This window comes from Chryseobacterium sp. UF-81 (genome assembly GCF_058245105.1).
This window is the reverse complement of record NZ_JBSIBX010000003.1, coordinates 63,916-82,484: the sequence shown is the minus strand read 5'-3', so window position 1 is coordinate 82,484 and position 18,569 is coordinate 63,916. Positions and strand designations below refer to the sequence as shown.

General features: G+C 38.1%; 20 protein-coding genes. 2 read left to right on the top strand and 18 right to left on the bottom strand.

The features are described from left to right. Positions 1-18 precede the first annotated feature (18 nt). The 3 genes from feoB to AC4IFE_RS05770 form a co-directional block, all read right to left on the bottom strand. Positions 19-2,052 (bottom strand): ferrous iron transport protein B, encoded by a 2,034-nt coding sequence (feoB, locus tag AC4IFE_RS05780; RefSeq protein ID WP_490755548.1) that lies wholly within the window; start codon positions 2,050-2,052, stop codon positions 19-21. Continuing rightward, positions 2,052-2,306 carry a FeoA family protein gene (locus AC4IFE_RS05775; RefSeq protein ID WP_490755546.1) on the bottom strand — a complete coding sequence of 85 codons (255 nt, stop codon included), beginning with the start codon at positions 2,304-2,306 and terminating at the stop codon, positions 2,052-2,054. Before AC4IFE_RS05775 ends, feoB begins: the two co-directional genes overlap by 1 nt. Before the next feature lie 135 nt (positions 2,307-2,441). After that, the gene (locus AC4IFE_RS05770) at positions 2,442-3,359 is read right to left on the bottom strand and encodes a GLPGLI family protein (protein WP_490755545.1); all 918 of its coding nucleotides are present in this window, start codon (positions 3,357-3,359) and stop codon (positions 2,442-2,444) included. 247 nt (positions 3,360-3,606) lie between these two features. Between AC4IFE_RS05770 and AC4IFE_RS05765 the strand changes: the two genes are divergently transcribed. Beyond that, positions 3,607-4,104 (top strand): DinB family protein, encoded by a 498-nt coding sequence (locus AC4IFE_RS05765; protein WP_490755543.1) that lies wholly within the window; start codon positions 3,607-3,609, stop codon positions 4,102-4,104. Between the two features lie 63 nt (positions 4,105-4,167). On the opposite strand, the gene AC4IFE_RS05760 is transcribed toward AC4IFE_RS05765, so the two are convergent. After that, positions 4,168-6,843: a hypothetical protein gene (locus tag AC4IFE_RS05760; RefSeq protein WP_490755541.1), complete on the bottom strand. Its 2,676-nt coding sequence runs from the start codon at positions 6,841-6,843 to the stop codon at positions 4,168-4,170. 416 nt (positions 6,844-7,259) lie between these two features. On the opposite strand from AC4IFE_RS05760, the gene AC4IFE_RS05755 reads away from it, so the two are divergent. Beyond that, on the top strand, positions 7,260-8,141 hold the full coding sequence (locus AC4IFE_RS05755) for a cupin-like domain-containing protein (RefSeq protein ID WP_490755539.1): 882 nt from the start codon (positions 7,260-7,262) through the stop codon (positions 8,139-8,141). Between the two features lie 32 nt (positions 8,142-8,173). Here AC4IFE_RS05755 and AC4IFE_RS05750 read toward each other — a convergent pair whose 3' ends face one another. The 14 genes from AC4IFE_RS05750 to AC4IFE_RS05685 all read right to left on the bottom strand — a co-directional run bounded on the left by AC4IFE_RS05750 (position 8,174) and on the right by AC4IFE_RS05685 (position 18,468). Continuing rightward, positions 8,174-8,584, bottom strand: a complete 411-nt coding sequence (locus AC4IFE_RS05750; RefSeq protein ID WP_490755537.1) for a hypothetical protein — start codon at positions 8,582-8,584, stop codon at positions 8,174-8,176. After that, positions 8,574-8,855, bottom strand: coding sequence for a hypothetical protein (locus AC4IFE_RS05745; RefSeq protein ID WP_307211833.1), 282 nt, complete (start codon positions 8,853-8,855; stop codon positions 8,574-8,576). Before AC4IFE_RS05745 ends, AC4IFE_RS05750 begins: the two co-directional genes overlap by 11 nt. Positions 8,856-8,997: 142 nt before the next feature. Beyond that, positions 8,998-10,722 carry a M14 family metallopeptidase gene (locus AC4IFE_RS05740; RefSeq protein ID WP_490755535.1) on the bottom strand — a complete coding sequence of 575 codons (1,725 nt, stop codon included), beginning with the start codon at positions 10,720-10,722 and terminating at the stop codon, positions 8,998-9,000. Positions 10,723-10,897: 175 nt separating this feature from the next. Continuing rightward, the gene (locus AC4IFE_RS05735; protein ID WP_490755534.1) at positions 10,898-11,647 is read right to left on the bottom strand and encodes a metallophosphoesterase; all 750 of its coding nucleotides are present in this window, start codon (positions 11,645-11,647) and stop codon (positions 10,898-10,900) included. A gap of 1 nt (position 11,648) precedes the next feature. Further along, positions 11,649-12,191 (bottom strand): RNA 2'-phosphotransferase, encoded by a 543-nt coding sequence (locus AC4IFE_RS05730; protein WP_490755533.1) that lies wholly within the window; start codon positions 12,189-12,191, stop codon positions 11,649-11,651. 10 nt (positions 12,192-12,201) lie between these two features. Next, entirely contained in the window at positions 12,202-13,143 is a 942-nt protein-coding gene (locus AC4IFE_RS05725; protein ID WP_490755532.1) for an ADP-ribosylglycohydrolase family protein, read from the bottom strand. Continuing rightward, a complete protein-coding gene (locus AC4IFE_RS05720; RefSeq protein ID WP_490755531.1) occupies positions 13,143-13,829 on the bottom strand; it encodes an SIR2 family NAD-dependent protein deacylase in 687 nt (228 codons plus the stop codon). The genes AC4IFE_RS05725 and AC4IFE_RS05720 overlap by 1 nt, the downstream gene beginning before the upstream one ends. A 4-nt stretch (positions 13,830-13,833) precedes the next feature. Next, positions 13,834-14,340 carry an O-acetyl-ADP-ribose deacetylase gene (locus AC4IFE_RS05715; RefSeq protein WP_490755529.1) on the bottom strand — a complete coding sequence of 169 codons (507 nt, stop codon included), beginning with the start codon at positions 14,338-14,340 and terminating at the stop codon, positions 13,834-13,836. Between the two features lie 6 nt (positions 14,341-14,346). After that, positions 14,347-14,988 (bottom strand): DUF4291 domain-containing protein, encoded by a 642-nt coding sequence (locus AC4IFE_RS05710; RefSeq protein WP_490755527.1) that lies wholly within the window; start codon positions 14,986-14,988, stop codon positions 14,347-14,349. Between the two features lie 45 nt (positions 14,989-15,033). Then, the gene (locus tag AC4IFE_RS05705) at positions 15,034-15,525 is read right to left on the bottom strand and encodes a macro domain-containing protein (protein WP_490755950.1); all 492 of its coding nucleotides are present in this window, start codon (positions 15,523-15,525) and stop codon (positions 15,034-15,036) included. A 56-nt stretch (positions 15,526-15,581) separates the two neighbouring features. Further along, entirely contained in the window at positions 15,582-16,652 is a 1,071-nt protein-coding gene (locus tag AC4IFE_RS05700; RefSeq protein ID WP_490755525.1) for an adenylosuccinate synthetase, read from the bottom strand. 3 nt (positions 16,653-16,655) lie between these two features. Then, the gene (locus AC4IFE_RS05695; protein WP_490755524.1) at positions 16,656-17,510 is read right to left on the bottom strand and encodes a hypothetical protein; all 855 of its coding nucleotides are present in this window, start codon (positions 17,508-17,510) and stop codon (positions 16,656-16,658) included. A 2-nt stretch (positions 17,511-17,512) separates the two neighbouring features. After that, positions 17,513-17,848 carry a hypothetical protein gene (locus tag AC4IFE_RS05690; protein ID WP_490755522.1) on the bottom strand — a complete coding sequence of 112 codons (336 nt, stop codon included), beginning with the start codon at positions 17,846-17,848 and terminating at the stop codon, positions 17,513-17,515. A 71-nt stretch (positions 17,849-17,919) separates the two neighbouring features. After that, on the bottom strand, positions 17,920-18,468 hold the full coding sequence (locus AC4IFE_RS05685) for a prolyl hydroxylase family protein (RefSeq protein ID WP_490755520.1): 549 nt from the start codon (positions 18,466-18,468) through the stop codon (positions 17,920-17,922). Between the last annotated feature and the right edge of the window lie 101 nt (positions 18,469-18,569).

Genomic DNA, 18,569 nt, shown 5'->3' with positions numbered 1-18,569 from the left:
AAATTAATGAGGTATCCATTATTTTAAAATCTGATATGCTATCAACGACACAAAATATGCCAAACCGGTCATCATCACAACCTGAAAGCCGGTCCATTTCCAGCTTTTGGTTTCTCTGTAGACTACTGCAAGTGTGGAAACACACTGCATTGCAAATGCATAAAATAAAAGCACGGAAATTCCTGTTGCGAAGCTGAACACTTTCTCCCCGTTAGGCTTTACGTCTCTTCTCATTTTATCTATTACTTTCACTTCAGGGGCATCATCATCCAGGCTGTAGAGCGTAGACATTGTTCCCACGAAAACTTCTCTGGCTACAAAGCTTGTGAGAATTCCCACCCCCATTTTCCAGTCATACCCAAGGGGCTCAATAAGAGGTTCAATTCCTTTACCCATTTTGGCCAGATAAGAATGGTCGAGTTCTACGTTTGTCGCTACAAACTGATTAGGAGCCTGTTTGGGTCCAAAGTAGCTTAAAAACCATACAATGATGCTTACAATAAAAATAATCTTTCCCGCTCCTGTAACGAAGTCCCAAACCTTACCCAGCACCATCTTAAGATCGTATCCGAAAAGAGGCTTTTTATAGGTGGGTAAATCCATTACAAGGTAGGTCTTGTCTTTATTTTTGATAAATCTTTTCAAAACTGCTGCTGAAAACAATGCAACCAGGAAGCCCAGCAGGTACATTCCCATCAATACCAGTGCTTTATATTTAATTCCAAGGAATGATCCGTCGGAAATAATCAGCCCGATTATGATGCTGTATACCGGAAGTCTTGCGGAACACGTCATAAAAGGGGTAACCAGTATGGTTAACAGTCTTTCTTTTACATTTTCAATATTTCTTGTAGAAATCACAGCAGGAATAGCACAGGCCGTTCCTGATACTAAAGGAACAATACTTTTCCCATTCAGTCCGAAAGGTCGCAGCAGCCTGTCCATCAGGAATACCACTCTCGCCATATATCCTGAATCTTCCAGTAAGTACAGGAAATACAATAAAATGCCAATTTGCGGGGCAAATACTACAATTCCTCCAATTCCGGGAATAATCCCACTTGAAATCAGTGAATTGACAGGCCCTTCCGGCAGGTGTTCTCCTGTAAAAGCAGCCAGCCATGAGAAGGAAGCATCGATCCAGTTCATGGGATATTCTGCAAGAAAGAAAACACTTTGAAAAATAATCAGAAGGATAAAAAGAAAAACAACATAGCCCCAGAATTTGTGAACCAGCACTTTATCCAGTTTTTCTGTTAAAAGCTCTTTGAACTGGGCTTTTTTAGAGATTACATCTGCTAATATTTTATCTACATTCTGATATCTTCTCACGGTCTCCTGAACCTGTAGCCGTTTTGGAACCAGGCTTTTGGAGTCAGGCTGGTTAAGAAGGTCTTTTATTGATTCTATTCTTCCGAGATCGGAACCTAATGAAATACTCATCCAGGCTTTATATTCGTTGTCAAGCCCTTTGTGGGCCGCAATTTTCTGAATAAAATCTTTATGTTCGTTTGGCGTTTCGAAGGTGATATTTTCTGCTTTTTTAAATCCATCCTGCAAAACAGATTCTTTAATCTTATCTATTCCAATCTGCTCTTTGGCATTGGTCTGAATAATTTTAATCCCCAGAGCATCAGAAAATTTCCGGATATCAATGCTAATCCCTCTTCTTTCTGCCTGATCAATCTGGTTGACCACCAGGATCATAGGAATACCAAGATCCTGTATCTGCTGGAAAAGAAGCAATCCTCTTTTTAAGCTTAATGCTTCAAGAATATAGATAACACCTTCATAGTTTTCCTGCTCATCAATAAGAAATTTGGAAAAAATAGCCTCGTCTTCCGAACTTGGATAAACGCTGTACGAGCCCGGCAGGTCGATCACCTCAACCTCCTCATTTTTATAGGTGTAGTTTCCGGAATGGCTCGCAACGGTAACTCCTGCATAGTTTCCGGTCTTCTGTTTTTTATTGCACAGTGCATTGAAAACCGTAGACTTTCCTACATTAGGATTCCCGACTAAAAGGACCTTTTTTTTCTTATTTTCCTGCATTAATTCAATTCTTCAACAATGATATACTCTCCCTCCTCTTCACGAAGAGCGATGCGGCTTTTTTCTTCCCCAAATTCCACGTACATGGGACCATTGAAAGGCGCCTGGTACAATATCCTGAAAATGGTTTCCGGTAAGAGTCCCATTTCTATAATCTTGTTTGGCATCTTCAGGTAATCGTTATCATACCCTAGAATCTTCCCCATCTTGTTTTTAGGAAAGCCACTTAATTTATGTAAGTCAATCTCTTTCAAAGCCGGATTTTTTGTAAGGGCAAATATACGCTATTTAAATTTAATCTAAATAACGAAAAGTATGAAAGAAATCAACCCAAACACATTGCTGTATCTGGGTTGATTTTAAAAATATAATTTAGTTGATATGAATGCTTATTTTTTCTTTTTATCCTGCTGTGCTGATGATATTTCTATCGGATTATCATTGGCGTTATAAAAGTCTTTGTACTGCTTCTCCTGTTTTTTCACCATATCGCCCACTGTACCATCCATTCCCGGAACTGTTTTAGAAAGCATTTCCTGAGTCATCATCGGTCTTATGGATGCAAAAGGGTCTTTTTTGAAATCATTGAATGTTTTTTCAAACTTGTCTCTCGGCAATTCATTTACTTTTCCTCCTTTCGCCTGCATCAGGTTTTCGATGTAAGAGTATTCTGTATAATCCTTTACTTTTTTATTTCCCTGTAAAACCCAGGAATAATTTTTCTGATCATCTTCGATTTTAACGATCAACCCTGGAAGTCCGAAGAATTTGTAAGGCCCATCCTGAAAAGGCAAGTCTGTACTGAACCATGCTGTCCATTTTCTTCCTCCGAATTCAGTCGTCGCTCTTTGAGTGTTATATTCTCCAATTTTCTGCTTATCGTTAAGGATATTCCAGTTAAATTTTAGGTCTTCGCTATATCCTATATTGCTTGGTGTAAACCCGTTTGCTATCTTATCCACATACTGCACTTTCATGCCTGGATATGATTTGTATATTCTGGCTGAAATTTTAGGGGTTTTAATGGTTTTCGATAAATCTTTCATCGTTCCTGCCTTCTGCATGGCCTCAATTTCAATTTTAATGATAGAATCCTGCGAAATCACTGTATAATCCTGATAAATGGATCTGTTTTTATCTGTAATATCCAGGATCGTAATTACTTTATCCATCTTGGCAGAATCCTTCTTCGGTTTAAAAGTCAGTTCATAGAAGAAACGGTTTGCTGTCTCTTTTGATTCTTTGGCATCCTGTGCCGATGCTATGGCAAAAAGAGCAATAAAGAATACAGAAAATAGATTTTTCATTATAATAACGTTTACTAATTAGTTATCAGTTCATGAAATATGTTACAGCTTTTTTTAAGAATTTTATTTTAATTGCAACATGTCGCTGATTATCAAAGGTATATAAAACAGCTATACTATTACAGTTTACCAGACTTTCTAAAGGTATAACTGGTAAATCTGATCCGCTATGAGATAAAATTATGATTTCCTTAAAACATTTTCTACTCCAAAAGCCTTATCTTTAAGTACTTAAAAACAAAATAGTATGGACACTTTATCACAATTTAAAGATGAGCTTGAAGCAGAGTACCAGACGACCCGAAAATTTTTCGAAGTTTATCCTGAAGGAAAAAACGACTTTGCACCTCATGAAAAAAGTATGAAAATGATGCCTCTTGCCACTCATATTTCTGAAATTTTCGGATGGCCGGACGTGATGCTGAAAACTTCGGATCTGGATTTTGCAAAAGGAGATTTTCAGCCCAAGCATCTTTCTACAAAAGAAGATCTTCTGCAGACTCTGGACGAAAACTTCAAATCTGCGGAGAAGGCACTTGAAAATGCTAAAGAAGAAGACCTGAACGAAACATGGGCTTTAAAAAATAATGGCCATGAAATAGCAAAATGGACCAAATATGGCTCTATCCGCCATTCTTTAAACCAAATCACGCATCACAGGGCGCAACTCGGGGTGTATTACAGGCTGAATGATATTCCGCTTCCGGGAAGCTATGGTCCATCCGCAGATCATCAGAGCTTCTAGCAATGTGGACGAATATATCTCAAAAACAAAAAAGCCAATCTCGCTGAGATTGGCTTTTTTGTTTTATTTGAAATTGAATTTTACGGTAAACATAACCTGGCTTGGGCGGAGCTGATATCTTGTAAATGTAATGTTTGTGGTATTGATATCATATGTCTCGAATACTTTTTTGTTGGCTATATTCATCCATTTAAGTTCAAAATCAATTTTCTTTTTTGCCCAGGTAAACTGATATGAAACGTCATAAAATCCGTTGTGGTATTTTTGATCGGCTGCATTGGTATTTACCTGATCCCAGTTGAATCCGATAGTATGATCTTCTACCGGATAGAAGAATGCCCCAAGGTTATGTGTGAACCCGGTTCTGGTAGCATTGGAGTTTATCTTTCCTGTACTGGTTTGTTTTGTTCTGGAAATACTTGCATTATAATCTATGCTCATCCAGCTGAAATAAGTATTATTGAATTTGATTCCGTATGCCTGGCTGTTGTTGTTGTTTGTAAAAGAATTATTATTCAGGAATGCATCAGATTTTGCTGTATTGTTGCTGTAGCTGAGAGAGGCATTTGTTTTGAACTTTGGAAAGTATTTTCCCACTTCTACACTGTAGCCATTATTTAATACATGATTATCCTGTTCTATATACTGCATTACGGTGTAACCTGCTCCATTAATTAACGGGTTTGAAATCAGGTTTCTTTTAGCATCTGAAAATCTGTAATTGATGTTGAAGAATAAATTATTCAAAGGGTTTCTGTACTCCAATCTGGTTCCTGCAGATTTATTATTATTCTGCGGGATAGGATTATTGATGTCCATTGCACTGATTCCGCCTGGGGAGGTCATTAAGAATCCTGAATAAGCCGTATTTATTTCTCCAAAATTGTTATTAATATTGGCATTTACCGAAGCTTTCCAAAAGGAGGCAAAAGTATACTGTGCAAAAACACTAGGCTCAAAAGTCACTTTATTGACATCTTTAGCAACATTTCTTAATGGATCTTTGGCTTTAATGTTATTAGAATTTACAGGAAAATTGGCATACAACATCCACGAATCATTTTTATAGTTTACTCCCAGGCTTCCGTAAGGTGTTGCCGTAGTATATGTAAGATCATTACTATAGGCCGTAGGAAGTGCTCCTGATGTTATAATATTTGATAAATCTGAAACTAAATCTGTTGTTTTAAAATTAAATCCAATTTCCGGAGTAAACGTCCATCCCTTTTTAGAAAACCCGATATTGGCAGAATGATTTGCTTCAATTGTTTTAAGTCTCAGGTTTTGTTTCGCAAAATTCTTAGGTTCAGGCGTGAATCCGGGAATATCCAGATAAGAGGCAGGGGAAACTTTCAGTGTCTGATTATCGGTCTGATAGCTTACAAAAGATAAAAGATTCACCATTTTTTCTTTCCATGGAATAATTGTGCTCAGGGAATTCTGGAAAGATGTTGTTGGAGACTCTATTGCTTCATCGCCGTGTCTTTTCACACCGTTTGCTACATCCGTTCGGTCAACCATTCCTCGGTCTGCATTCCAATACTGAGAAAAACTTGTGGTGTTTTTAAAGAATCCTTTTTTGGCATTTTTTGTAAATATTAATTCTCCTTTTGCCTTATCGGTGTAAAAATTATTAAAAATATTTACAATATTGGAGCTCCCCCCAAAGTAATCTGTCTGGCTATAAGATTCTCTTTCAACTGCATTATTGGTATAGTTGGCATTGGCTTTAAGCTCCCACTCTTTCTTTTTGTCTATATTGGTAAGATAATTTGCCGACAGGTAATGCACGTTGTTCATCAAATATCTTTTTACCGGAAGGTTGGGTGTGCTTGCATTCTCTACATTCAGCCAGTCATTTTGAGAGGCATTAATTCTTCTTCCTTCGAACCTGCTTCCAAAAGCTAAGATATTCCCTTCATTCTCCACCTGCTCACCCATATTGTTGGTTTTGTAATTCACCACCCACTGGCTTTTCTGTCCAAAAAACATTGGTGTTAACTTAACATTCCATAGCCACGGATCTCCAAAGCCTGTCCCCACTTCTCCTCTTCCGGTCATGGTAACAGAGTTTTTTAACTTGATATTGATCGCGGCCTGATCGGAAGGCACTTTATCCTGAAGAATTTTTACCGGCTGGTGGTTTTCAAGAACTTCCACTTTCTGTACTGCATCTTTGGGAAGCGAGTTGTTGATCGTTCCATATCCGCCTTCCATCAGATCTTTTCCGTTAACATAGAATTTGTTGATGGCATTTCCCTGGTAAAGAATCGTTCCATCTTTATTGACTTCAATCCCGGGAATTTTTCTCATTACATCCGCAAGTGTTCTGTCGCTTTTACTGTCAAAAGCCTTAAGATCATAGGCAATGGTATCTCCTCTTGCCGTAATCATCTTTGTTTTCAGCTGGACTTCTTTTATTTCTGTGGCTTCAGACTGCATTTTGAAAGTAAGAGTCTGGTCGCTGTTGCTGATCTGTTTTGTCAGGGGTTTTTGGTTGAACGCTTTTACTTTCAGATCCACATTGGGTTCTGCAGATGTAAATGTCACTTTGTATTCTCCTTTGGAATTGGTGATTCCATATGCCAGAATAGCATCTTTGCCCGGTTCTTCTATGGTAACACTGGCACTGGGAATCGCAGATCCGTCTTCATCGGTAATTTTCCCCGACACTGTTTTCTGTGCAAAGGCGAGCACGGTGAAAAAAAGCATCAGAAATAAAGAAATCTTTCCTCTCATAATTTATTATTTGCTTAATTAGTTTGTCGCTTGTGTTTTTTGTTACACTTTTATAAAGATGTATTTTAATGATAAAGGTTAAATGTTTAACACTATAAATTTAGTGATATTTTTATAAAGCCGATCTTTTTTATAAGTTATTTAAGACAACAGTATGTAAATTTCATTTTGATAATTTGTTTGGCTTACCAATTCTTTAAAAACTGAACGCAAAATCTGAACTTGATTTTAATCTTATCTTTTATCCGGTTATAAATAATAATGCCTAATATTGAGAAAAGTCCAAGAGAAAGCCTGCTTTTAAATTTTTTATTTAGTCTAAATAGTCAAAAATGATTTGAATCATAGATTAAAAAAAACTTAAACACTGATTCATATATATTTATTTAATAATTTTGTAACATAAAATTTATAGAATGGGAATTATTTTAAAGCCTATAGATGTTGTAGATGATATTACTCAGGAAGAGTTTACGGAAAAATATCTAAAGCCCAGAAGGCCCGTTGTCATTAAAAATATGGCAAGAAATTGGCCTGCTTACCAGAAGTGGACCATGGATTATGTAAAGGAAGCAGTAGGTGATGTGGAGGTTCCTCTTTATGATTCTAAAAAAGCCGATCCTGCCGCTCCCATCAATACGCCCACCACAAAAATGAAGTTCGCGGATTATATAGACCTCATCCAAAAGGAACCTACTGATCTCAGAATTTTCTTTTTTGATCCTATAAAACATGCTAAAAAATTACTGGAAGACTATATCTCTCCAAAAGACCTGATGGGCGGTTTCCTTGATAAATATCCGTCTATGTTTTTTGGCGGGAAGGGTTCTGTAACGTTTCTTCATTTTGATATTGATATGGCGCACATTTTCCATACCCACTTCAACGGAAGAAAACATGTGAAGCTGTTTGAATATAAGTGGAAAGAAAGACTGTACCGACTTCCTTATGCAACATATGCGCTGGAAGATTATGATATCGATAATCCTGATTTTGAAAAATATCCCGCACTGGATGGTGTAGAGGGCATTGAGTGTTTTCTTGAGCATGGCGATACGCTTTTCATGCCTACCGGATGGTGGCACTGGATGAAATACCTGGACGGAAGTTTTTCTATCTCATTGAGAGCCTGGGACAAATCCTGGGCGGTAAAGGCTCATTCTTTATGGAACCTTACCGTACAGCGTAAATTTGATGATGTAATGAAGTCCAATTTCAAAAAGAAATACATGGACTGGAAGGAAAAGGTAGCTGTTAAACGGGCAGAAATTGCTTTAAAAAGGGGCTTACCAAGATAAAACAAAAGACGTTTCCAATTGAAACGTCTTTTTTATTGTTGTGCACTTACAAGTAGCTCTTCCATATTTCTTGTCACTTCATTACAGGAAAAACAGGCTTCTTTTCCATCCTGAGAGAACCATCTGCACCGGGACCGGATCGGGCAGAAGAGAGGTTCTGTTTCTTTATGGAAATCCAAATTCTGAACTTTCCGGGAAAGTGAGCATTTAGATTCTTCTTTATTCCATTGTGCGCAGCCTTTTTCGACACATTTACCTGTAAAACGGAATCTCTGCTCAAGACTGTTTTTATCTTTATTCTGCCGGAGAAAATCTTCTGTGACGGTAAGCGGTGTGATAAACTGTACCTTCCCGTCCTTGTTGACCACCCCGAAAAGCTGTGCCCCAACTTTTCCTATATAGCTGGGACACATCTTTTTTGAGGTATTGAAATCAGCCTCCATAGCTTTTGATTTGAGACTGGATGTCTTTCACCTGGCTCTGAATATCAATTCCCGGCTTGAAAATAATGATCCCCCAGGGAAACCAGTCTTTTATCTTCATCGGTCTTAAGAGCCCCCTGAAATCTCTGTGAGCACCAAAAGCCTGGGTATTATCAATCTTTGAAAGCTCAGAAAGAACTACATTCTGAATTCCTCTGTCAATGTTTTTCAACTGTTCATCCGAAAGGTCTACTCCTTCCAGTGAAACGAAAAAATGCTTTTTAGTTGCCATAACTATAGTTTTTATTGGTTTTATAAAGCAAATTTCGTCCGAATAGGTGCTAAAATTATCAGGAAAAACACCCTTTATGCGAGCGTGAAAAACCTGTAAATTCAACATTGACAATCAACATTTTAAATCAAATTATACCAATCTATAAGATTCTGTAAACAGGATATTGTCTGAATGTTTTTTCTTCGAAATAAGGAGAATTTCTGTAAATCCAATCGAGTTGGGCTGTTCCGTCATCAGCAAATTTTTTATCGGATGATTTTTTAGCTTCAAAAGCATCTTTCAGCTTTTTATCTGTCTTTAACAGTTCTGAAGCGGTGTCTTCAAAAATATAGGCGGAATAATATTCTTTCTGTGCCAGGATTCCATCAAAAAAATTCCAGTTAAAAAATGAGTCTAATGCCTCAGGTTCAAGGGTTTCAATGATATATTTTACACCAGGCTGATCTGTTGGAATTAAATAGTCACCTGCCGAAAAAACCAAATTTCTTTTTGCAGTTTCCACACTGGTATCATAATGAAGATAATGTCCTTCGTAAGGATTTTTCACTGTTTTAAAGTCTTTGATTTTATAAGACTCAACCATTGCCGTACTGTCTTTTTTAAGAGCAGTCATAAGGATCTTATTCCTTTTCAGTTCTTCGATCACACGGTATTGGGATTGCGGAACCACATAATATTTCGGGATCCTGATATACCCGGTAGGAACTGCTGTGGTAAAAAGCTTGATCTTCTTGGTAAAAGGCTTGTTTCTGTCATAATACAGCCTTGGCTTTCCGGAAATATCACTCGCCTTGTATTTTCCTTCATATCCTTTGAAATCCATTGTAGAAAATTGGGTTGAATCTATCTTCCAGCGTATTCCGTACTGTGCTCCTGCTTTGTACTGTTTCAAATTTTCAAGACGAAGCTGTTTTATTCGTTTATACTCTTTGTCTAAATTCTGAAGATTCACGAGCATATATTTATATGTCGCATCCACTCTTTCATCATAAGGCTTCAGCATATGGGTTTCAGGAACGGTTCCCAACGAGTTAAACAGCGATGTGTAGCCTGTAGAGTATCTCGGTGAATCTTCGAAAGCGGCAAATCCTACATCGGGAATGTCCCCGTGAATATTGACATAAGGAGTACTTTCGTACCCTAGTTTTTTCATGTCCTGCAGGTTTTTAGCCTGATAATCATTATAGAAATAATTTCCCAGCGTATTTCCCAGGCGCTCCTTAAAGGTTGAAATATAGGTAAAAGTATACTGATAGTCAGCCCCGTTGCTCACATGATTATCAATAAAAACATCAGGCTGCAGCCACTGGTAAATTTCCTGGAAGCTTCTGGCGTTTTTTGAATCTGCTTTGATGAAATCTCTGTTCAGGTCATAGTTCCTGGCATTTCCCCTGAACCCGTATTGTTCCGGCCCGTTCTGATTGGCTCTGGAGTGGGAACCTCTGTTCAGCATTCCACTGACGTTATAGGCAGAAATAGCAGCAATGATAAAGTTCTGCGGAGCTTTTATTTTCCCGGTCGCAAGATCGCGCATAAGCATCATGGTAGCATCAATTCCGTCCGGCTCACCCGGATGAATCCCGTTGTTGATAAAAAGAATGGCTTTATCTTTTCTCAGTTTTTCCACATCTTTCTCAGAAAAAGGATTGTAAATCACTACATAAATAGGTTTTCCATTATCATCCTCTCCTTTTTTAAGATATTGGATGGTATTGAAGCCTTTAGCCAGATTCTGATAATAGCTGTTCATTTCATCATAGGTAACCGTTTGGTTTTTATTTCCCTTTTCAAAAGGAGTCTGAAATGAATTTTGGGCAAAAAGCAAAGATGTGCTTAGGAAAATCAGGAGGTATTTCAGTTTCATTGAAGCAGTTTTTGATCTTCAAAATTACTTAATGATTTTGTTTAAGCTTTTATTTTTTATCATAAAAGGCACAATTTTTTAGAATTAACTGTAAGATTAAAGGTTTTCCAAATTATTGTGCCTTCCGGAGTGTTTTTTTCTCTTGCTGATTTTGCAGACTATGCGGATTTTTTAGTTATGGGATATTGATGATGTCCGTATTCCTCCCCTTTTCATCAGGATATAAAGAAGGAAGCGGATCGCTCTGCCAGAATTCTTTGGTGTCAATATCCATGATTGACAGGAGGCCCGTGAAAGCTGCTCCGGTATCGAGATTCCAAACGTTGGCCTTATTGACGGGGTGATTGATTCCTATATCTAATGTTGGGGTGTGCCCTATAAATATCTCATTGTACAAAAGCAGTCTTTTCGGATAGAGTTCTGAATTTCTAGTTAATTTTTTATCCATTGCGACTGCCGTTTCCCAAAGGGTTCTGTCCCAGCGGTAATTGCTGGAATAGACTTCCTTTTCAGGTCCGTGCATAGAGGAATAGCCCGCATGAATAAACAGCCGGTTTTGATCACCTACATGATAGTTTTTCATCCTCTGAAAGAATTCAAGGTGTAAAGCCAGGTCTTCCAATGAGTAATCATTATAACTTTCAACGGTGCTTTTTCCACCATTGAAAAGCCATACATCCGGTCTTTCTCCGAGGGACAGCCAATCCTCGCACCAGGCATCGTGATTTCCTTTGATAAAGATACATTTCTGCTTTTGGGAAAGCTCCATCAGAAACCGGATAATCTGAGAAGATTCGCCCCAGCCGTCTACATAATCGCCCAGAAAAATAAGCTGGTCTTCTGCAGTAACTTCTGCTCTTTCAAAAACCTGTTTCAGTGCTTTAAAACCTCCGTGGATGTCACCAATAACTAATGTTCTGCTCATTTTACTTTGAAATATATTTAGCATCAACAAAGTCTGTCAGCCATACTCCGTTTGCCGAAAGATAGAAAGGGATGCCCTCGTCATGCATTTTCTTTGTTCTGATGGTCAGAATAACCGGTTTTCCATGGCGCATTCCTACTTTCGTGGCCGTTTCTTTATCTAAGCTTAAATGAACATGCTGACGGCTTCTTTTTTCAATTCCTTTTGCCAGAATGGAAGAAATATTGGCTTCTGCTGTTCCGTGATACAGAAAATCGGGTGGCTGTACCGGTTTCAGTGCCAGATCTATATCAATTGAATGTCCCTGGCTGGCTCGGATCCTGGTTTTATCTTCATTAAAAGCAAAGCGTTTTTTATTATTGGTTTCTACCACTTCTTCCAGCTCTTCAAAGCTGAAATACATTCTGCCTTTTGCAGATTTTGTAATCAGCTCATCCACTTCTGCCCACCCGTTTTCATCCAGTTTCAGCTGAATGGTTTCGGGTTGATGTCTCAGAATAAGGCTTAGAAATTTGCTTATTCTTTTATTTTCTATTTCGTTCATGATAAGTGTCTTAATTCATCAATTTTTTCTGAAACTTTTCACATAAAGCTTCAATATCATCTTTTCTGACAAGCCCGGAAACCCACTCTTCCGGAATATTTTCAAACCCATAGTAAATGCCTGCAAGTCCTCCAGTGATAGCTCCGGTTGTATCGGTATCTTCTCCTAAATTTACAGCTTTCAAGACGGCTTCAGCAGAGGTTCCTGAGTTTAAAAAACACCAGAGGGAAGCTTCTAAGCTGTGAAGGACGTAACCGCTGCTTTTAATTTCTTCTTCGGGATAAGCTGAAATATCATTTTTTAAAACTCTATTAAATAACTCTATCTCTTTTAGGTTAAAGCCATGATTTTCTGAATATTCCAAGGCTAACTCCTGCATATACCTATAGGCTTCTTTTCTATTTTTCCCCTTGATCAGTTCTATAGCAAAAATAATGTAAATAAAGCAGGCAAAAACAGAACGGAAATGTCCATGCGTAATTGCCGAAACCTCTTTTACTGTTTGATATACTTTCTCAATATTTTCTTCATCTTTAAGATAATAAGCTAAGGGAAGAGTTCTCATCAAAGAACCGTTCCCATTATCTTCTTCAAAAATATTTCCTGAAAATCTTGCACTTTCTCCTTTGATCAACCGTGCAATGGAATGTCTTGTAGTCCCTCCAATGTCAAAAAGCCGCCCGTGAGCCGTCCAGTGCCCATACTTGTTCCATTTTACAAAACTCTGCCCGATGTTCTCCAGATTATAGCCTTTTGTAAGTTCATCAGCAATACACAGCGTTAATGAACTGTCATCACTCCAGGTGCCTTTTGGCTGGTTCCAGGACATATATTCCAGATAGCCCGTAACAGGAGATCTTTTTAAATCTTCTCTTTTCTTAAACTCAACAGGAACTCCAAGCGCATCCCCGATGCACACACCAAAAATTCCGCCTTTTACTCTATTTTCCATCAGGCAAGGTTTACGAGTTTATCAAAAAGCAACTCCATTCCTCTTGTTGCCGATTCTTTCATCACTACGGCTCTTTGTCCGTATCCGAATCCTGTTTCGTTAGGATTGATCACCACCAGCAGACAGTCGTCTTTGATCTCATGGATCAGTCCTGCTGCCGGATATACCTGCAGAGATGTCCCGATAACCACTAAAATATCCGCTTCCTTGACCTTTTCCTGCGCCGTTTTGTATAAAGGAACATCTTCCCCAAACCAGACGATGAATGGTCTTAGCTGAGCCCCATCTTCTGCTTTATCACCCATCCGGATATCGCCTTTCTGCTCATAGATCAGATTTTTATTATTACATGAGCAAGATTTGAACAGTTCTCCATGAATGTGAAGAATATTTGTAGATCCGGCTCTTTCGTGAAGATCGTCTATGTTTTGGGTAATGATCTGAACCTCAAAATATTTTTCCAGCTCAGCCAACAATTGATGGGCTTTATTGGGCTGTACTTCATGAAGCTGTCTTCTTCTCTGATTGTAAAATTCAAGAACCAATTCCCTGTCTTTTCGCCATCCTTCCGGACTTGCCACATCTGTTATATTATGATTTTCCCAGAGACCATCTCCGTCCCTGAATGTTTTTATTCCGCTTTCAGCACTGATTCCTGCGCCGCTTAATATGGTTAGTTTTTTCATTGGTTTAATCTAATAATTTTTTGTAAATCATTTCATTTTCGTCATCAAAGCAGACAAAAATTACTTTCTCGATATTCTCTGACTGGAAATTTCTTACTGTTTCTACAGCAACTTTTCCGGCCAGTTCTTTTGGAAATTTATAAATCCCCGTACTTATGTTAGGAAAAGCGATGGTTTTAATACCCAGGCCTTCTGCCAGTTGTAAGGAATTTTTATAGCAATTTGAAAGAAGTTTTGACATTCTTTCAACATCTCCGTTCCAGACAGGCCCTACAGTATGAATGACATATTTTGCCGGAAGATTGCCTGCTGAAGTAACCACAGCTTCTCCTGTATTGCATTTTCCCTGACGGTTTCTGATCTGGATGCACTCTTCCAGGATCTCCTTACCACCCGCACGATGAATAGCTCCATCCACTCCACCACCTCCAAGCAGTGATGAATTAGCAGCATTAACAATTGCGTCTGCTTCGATCTTTGTGATGTCTCCTTTTATCAGTTCAATGTTCATCGCAAATTAGTTCAGATTTAATCTTAACTTTTTATTTAAACTTTCATCGCTGAACAGCAGTGGTCTTTCCTCAGGAATGATCAGATTATCCAAATCATCATGTAAAACAAACTGATATTGTTCTTTCACAAAATCTGAAATGTTTTCGATTAAAAGAATATCTTCATGAGCAAAAGAACGGGTAAATTGATTTCTTAAACCAATTTGTATTGCTCTTCTCTCTAACTTGTTCCCAAAAGGATCGTGATCCGGATCCCATTGTAAACGAACAGAAGATTCTTTCACCTGGTCTTGCCATTCTTTCTGAGAAATTCCCAAATGATCATTGTAAGAAGAATAGACCGCATTTTCTAAATATCTTTTGAAAGCAGACATTTTTAAATGAATTGCCAAAACACATTCTTGTCCCTCTTTTGTGCCCCAGCCATTTCGATACATCATCCAAAGAAAATTAGGTTTTATCCATGTCATTCTTTCCAGACTAAATTCTCCACCAAAATATTGATTTTCAAAAGCAAAAACTCCAATTTTCTTTCGGTAAGACTGATAGACAATGATTTTATCGTCATCGTATTGGGCCATGAGGTGATGTCCTTTTTGAGGCCAATATTGTAGTTGTTCTTTATATTTTTTTAGTTTTAGTTTCATTATATTTCTTCAAATGGCTTTATTTTTTCTTTTTCTTGATAAGCTTTAACCATTTATTTTTTGTTGTTCAAAATCATAAACATATACCGATACATCATGTATGAGCAATGTTTTTTCAATAATCGGTTCAATCTCATCCCATTTTCCTCCTGCCAAACCGCATCCGATTCTGGGCATATGCACTTCTGCATTAAGTTTCAAGGCCTCATGAACTAGTTTTTCCAGACATTCTTCTACAGCATCATATCGTATTGGCGGAACCCCGTTTGAATGAGTCATAATTTTATGCTGCCCGATCATGTTACAAAACCAGATATCAGGTTCAACCCTAACGACCTGCATTTCACCAAGATTAAAATTTTTCCCACTTTTAAACCACTCTCTATACGCTTTCTCCGGCTGCTTCCATTTTTTTGAAACTGCGACAACAAATCCTTTCCCCCAACCTCCAACATCATTACAGATATGAGTGATGATTTTATTTCCTTCTGTCTGAGGGTTGGTGGCATCTCCTTTTAAATAATTTATCTTTTTCATCAGTTTAAAATCTATCTGGCTGGTTTCTGTCACTAAATATAAAACCATTATTCCGTTTAAAAAATTTGTTTAAAGTCTTTTGCAAAGGGAGAATAGGACCCGTAAACTTTATCAAATTTTGTTTTTAAATTTTCTATTTTAAATTGCTCTTCGGACTGATCAAGACACGTTATAATCAAGTTTTTTTTGGTTGTTGTGGTATAAGTTCCGTCCAAAAGAAGTGCATAATTCAACAGATCATAGTCTAAATCTCCAAATCGAAGCTCTTTCTGATAATCATTGAAGACACACGTTTCCTCTTCGTTATTTTTAAGCACCAGTTCTTTTTCATTACTCATCCAGCCGTTTCCGTGACGGGTGGAATACATCCTGGTCACGTAATACATTTCAATATCCTCAATTTTCAACAGCCTGCAGATCTCAGAAGCATTTTTTGAAGTGGTATGGGCATACGTTACATTGGGAAATACCCCGTGATCCATGTCCAGAAGGATTCCCTGGCTGCCTTCAAAAATTAAATTTTCAAACGAATCCAGATAGGTATAATCATCTATTTTCCAATCTATTTGATCTACCGCATTCAGAAAATCCTGAATTGCCTCTTCCTGCTGATCGTTTTCCATAAAGCCATAATAATAAGCTATTCCTTTTAATTTTTCGATCAGCATCCCTCTTGGGGCTATTAAATCGGCAGCAAATAGTTTGTAAGGACTTTCGTGTCTTTTCATGGTCGCTCCAATCCCTTTTCCGCAGGTTCCGTGCTCCAGGTTTTTCGTATTGTTCCTGTTGTGCCAGACGTCAAATGGGGTGGTTACTTTGGCCAGTGGATGAATATGCAATTCAATGCTTCCTCCTTTTTCCATTAACTCCTTTCTCTCATTCAGTAAAAATACCGGATGAATGGTACAATGCTCTGTAAAATAAGAGGGCAATCCCCGAAGTGCTCCACTTGCAAAACTGGAATGAATATGCTTTTTATCCCCAATCATTACTGTATGTGCTGCCTGCTGGCCTCCTGAAAACCTTACGACAACAGACTCCGGGTTTTGCTGTGCCAGAAAATCCGTAGTGATTCCCTTTCCTTCATCACCAAAACCCAAGCCTATTACTATTTGTGCCTTTTTCATGACTTAAAACATTTGAATATGATCCAACCCTCCTCTGTCTGTTGATCCGAAGGTTTTATTTTTAAATGTATTGCAGATAACTCCTTTTATTACATCCGGGATTTCTCTGTGATCAGCTATCGATAAACAGTTTTGCCCTAACAATTCCTTCCAGCCTTTATCCGCTCTCATGGCCTGATCGGAATGCACAACATTGATGTGATACACTTCGTATCGCTTTCTCGCTTCTTCCAAGAGTTCAAAATGTGTATAGGTATGCTGGCCGGCTCCCATTATTTCTCTGATTGCTGATGCCGGAAGTGTTTTTAAGCAAGGTTCATCGCCTACGGTAAACAAAATTCCTTTCTGGTTTCTCTTCTCAAACGCGTCCGTTCTGGTATGGAAAGCAGCAAAATACCACGCCATAAGATAACTTTCTCCTGCATTTCCGCCGCCTCCGGATTCAATATAAGTCCGGGTAAGCCACATATCCAGTTCTTCATCTCCTGACTCAAACTGCCCGACCTGTAAAGGATAAGCATCACATTCATGATCTCCGATTCCTAAGAATAAAAGTGCAGGATCCGGAACACCGCCCTGAATAATTCCGCCCATTAATTTAGGCAAGCCTTCCTTAATCAGTTCGTGGGGAATATGTCCCATACTTCCTGTTACATCCAGTCCTAAGATGATAGGAACAGAATTGGGGTGTACGGAAGAATCTCTCGATTCTCTGAAAGAAATACCTTTAGGATTCATAGATTCATGTGCCCTTCTTTTTGCATTTTGAGTGAAAATTTCACTTGCGGATTTAGATCCGTAACCAGCTTTTCTTGCTCTGTCGAAACGAGCGTCCATATCATATCTTGTACTTCCCATGACTAAAATGTTTTACCAAATAAATATTCGAATCTCTTTATTGCAATTTCTAACTGAATATTTAAATTTCTGATTGTTAATGAATATTCTATATCTTTCTGAACAAATGCCTCGGGCTGAAAGTCTGCAAATGTGAGGCTGTTCCTGTCTAAAGGACTGATATCAATGAGGCCTTCCTGTTCTCTCTCCAGTCTCTTTATTTTCAGTTCTATATCCTCAACCCTGCGCCTGTAGATCAATTCGGAATCTGCTCCGATGATGCGGGCACGGTCTTCTCTTATCTGATCATTATTTCTCTGTAATGACTCGATGAATCTTGGTTTTAGTTGGTCTTCCATCTTTTACTTATTTTGTGTTATTTTCACACTAATTAGAACAGACATAGTAATTCATATCCTATTACAGATTATTACTTATTGAAATACATTACATCGGTTCTCAAAACATATTTCTGTCCGCTGATCAGAGTTTTCCCCTCATGCCTTAGTGGATGGTAAAAAACCAATGCTGATCCTTTCTTTGGGGCTACTGTGAATAAATTTTCAAATTCTGTTTCTCCTCCTTCGAAGTCATCATTCAGATAAACCATGAAAGTGTAGAAACTTTTTTCATGTTCATTGCGGATATAGCTTCCGTCTCTGTGCATTTTGAATCGTTGCCCAGGTGAATATTTATAAACCCTGAACATTTCATTAAAACCCTGAAGTTTATAGTTCTCATGTTTTTGGGGAAGAAGTTCTGCCGCCTTTCTGAAAAGATTTTCTGCCAAAACATTGTCAAAAATCATCAGCCTGTCATTATTTCTGATTCCTTTGCTCATCATCTGCCGTCCATTCATATTGATCTTAGCTTCTTCAAATTCTTCTCCTTCTGCCATTGCCATATATTCATCACAGGCCTCGGAAGTCAGAAAATCTTCGATCAGAAATATCTGTGGGTGGAGTTCTGTTTTTTCCATGATATTATTTTATGTTTGGCTATTGTGTTATTCTTACACAAATGTAAAACAATATAAATTTATGAACAAAATTTATTTGCGTTATTTTAACACTAAATATT

Excerpts from the sequence above, each read along its gene's own strand:
- AC4IFE_RS05745 (WP_307211833.1), bottom strand. The coding sequence starts at position 8,855 with ATGGCAACTAAAAAGCATTTTTTCGTTTCACTGGAAGGAGTAGACCTT.
- AC4IFE_RS05705 (WP_490755950.1), bottom strand. The coding sequence starts at position 15,525 with ATGAAAAAGATAAATTATTTAAAAGGAGATGCCACCAACCCTCAGACA.
- AC4IFE_RS05685 (WP_490755520.1), bottom strand. The coding sequence starts at position 18,468 with ATGGAAAAAACAGAACTCCACCCACAGATATTTCTGATCGAAGATTTT.
- AC4IFE_RS05715 (WP_490755529.1), bottom strand. The coding sequence starts at position 14,340 with ATGAACATTGAACTGATAAAAGGAGACATCACAAAGATCGAAGCAGAC.
- AC4IFE_RS05700 (WP_490755525.1), bottom strand. The coding sequence starts at position 16,652 with ATGAAAAAGGCACAAATAGTAATAGGCTTGGGTTTTGGTGATGAAGGA.
- AC4IFE_RS05740 (WP_490755535.1), bottom strand. The coding sequence starts at position 10,722 with ATGAAACTGAAATACCTCCTGATTTTCCTAAGCACATCTTTGCTTTTT.
- AC4IFE_RS05735 (WP_490755534.1), bottom strand. The coding sequence starts at position 11,647 with ATGAGCAGAACATTAGTTATTGGTGACATCCACGGAGGTTTTAAAGCA.
- feoB (WP_490755548.1), bottom strand. The coding sequence starts at position 2,052 with ATGCAGGAAAATAAGAAAAAAAAGGTCCTTTTAGTCGGGAATCCTAAT.
- AC4IFE_RS05725 (WP_490755532.1), bottom strand. The coding sequence starts at position 13,143 with ATGGAAAATAGAGTAAAAGGCGGAATTTTTGGTGTGTGCATCGGGGAT.
- AC4IFE_RS05695 (WP_490755524.1), bottom strand. The coding sequence starts at position 17,510 with ATGGGAAGTACAAGATATGATATGGACGCTCGTTTCGACAGAGCAAGA.
- AC4IFE_RS05750 (WP_490755537.1), bottom strand. The coding sequence starts at position 8,584 with ATGGAGGCTGATTTCAATACCTCAAAAAAGATGTGTCCCAGCTATATA.
- AC4IFE_RS05690 (WP_490755522.1), bottom strand. The coding sequence starts at position 17,848 with ATGGAAGACCAACTAAAACCAAGATTCATCGAGTCATTACAGAGAAAT.
- AC4IFE_RS05710 (WP_490755527.1), bottom strand. The coding sequence starts at position 14,988 with ATGAAACTAAAACTAAAAAAATATAAAGAACAACTACAATATTGGCCT.
- AC4IFE_RS05765 (WP_490755543.1), top strand. The coding sequence starts at position 3,607 with ATGGACACTTTATCACAATTTAAAGATGAGCTTGAAGCAGAGTACCAG.
- AC4IFE_RS05730 (WP_490755533.1), bottom strand. The coding sequence starts at position 12,191 with ATGAACGAAATAGAAAATAAAAGAATAAGCAAATTTCTAAGCCTTATT.
- AC4IFE_RS05770 (WP_490755545.1), bottom strand. The coding sequence starts at position 3,359 with ATGAAAAATCTATTTTCTGTATTCTTTATTGCTCTTTTTGCCATAGCA.
- AC4IFE_RS05760 (WP_490755541.1), bottom strand. The coding sequence starts at position 6,843 with ATGAGAGGAAAGATTTCTTTATTTCTGATGCTTTTTTTCACCGTGCTC.
- AC4IFE_RS05755 (WP_490755539.1), top strand. The coding sequence starts at position 7,260 with ATGGGAATTATTTTAAAGCCTATAGATGTTGTAGATGATATTACTCAG.
- AC4IFE_RS05720 (WP_490755531.1), bottom strand. The coding sequence starts at position 13,829 with ATGAAAAAACTAACCATATTAAGCGGCGCAGGAATCAGTGCTGAAAGC.